The organism is Serratia sp. HNCC26DJ244, from assembly GCF_057180565.1.
On the sequence record NZ_JBXUGO010000092.1, the window covers coordinates 1 to 739 of the forward strand.

Consider the following 739-nt stretch of genomic DNA (forward strand, 5'->3'; position numbering starts at 1 on the left):
CAACCAACTGGTGATTATTGCTGAGGATCCTGCAGGCAACCGCAGTAATTTCTCCTCTCCGAGCTATGACATTACGCTGTACATCGCGGTATCTACTGAACCGTCTATCGGCAGTGTGGTGGACAACGCAGAGCCACACGTGGGTCCATTGCAGAAGGGCGAAGTCACCAACGACACCACCCCAACCCTGAGTGGGAATGCAACAGCCAACAGCCTGGTCAAGATCTACGATAACGGTGAACTGATCGGTTCAACCACGGCCAATGGCAAGGGTGAGTGGAGCTTTACTCCAGCAGCAGGCGCTGAACTGAAAGATGGCAACCATAATCTGACCATCACCGCAACGGATATCGCAGGTAATGTCAGCGCACCAAGCGGCAGCTTCGGTATTATTGTTGACACCACCGTGCCTAATCCGGCTGGCGATATCGTTATCACCGACAACGTGGGTGAGAAGACCGGTGAAGTGAAACCGGGGGATACCACCGATGATCGTTCACCAAACCTGAACGGTACCGGCGAACCCGGCGGCACGGTCACTATTTATGACAACGGTAAGGAAATCGGTACTGCCAAGATCAATGATGAAGGCAAGTGGAGCTTTACCCCGCCTGAACCGCTGGATAATGGCGACCACACCCTCAATACCACGGTGACTGACCCGGCGGGCAACGTAAGTGAGCCAAGTCCGGATATCAAGATTGTGGTAGACGATACCCCGGTGCTGGTACAGCTGGGT

The 739-nt window shown here is 54.1% G+C and carries 1 protein-coding gene; it reads left to right on the top strand.

The features are described from left to right. A partial coding sequence (locus AC2A06_RS18715) for an Ig-like domain-containing protein (RefSeq protein ID WP_484381281.1) occupies positions 1–739 on the top strand: 739 nt, incomplete at both ends.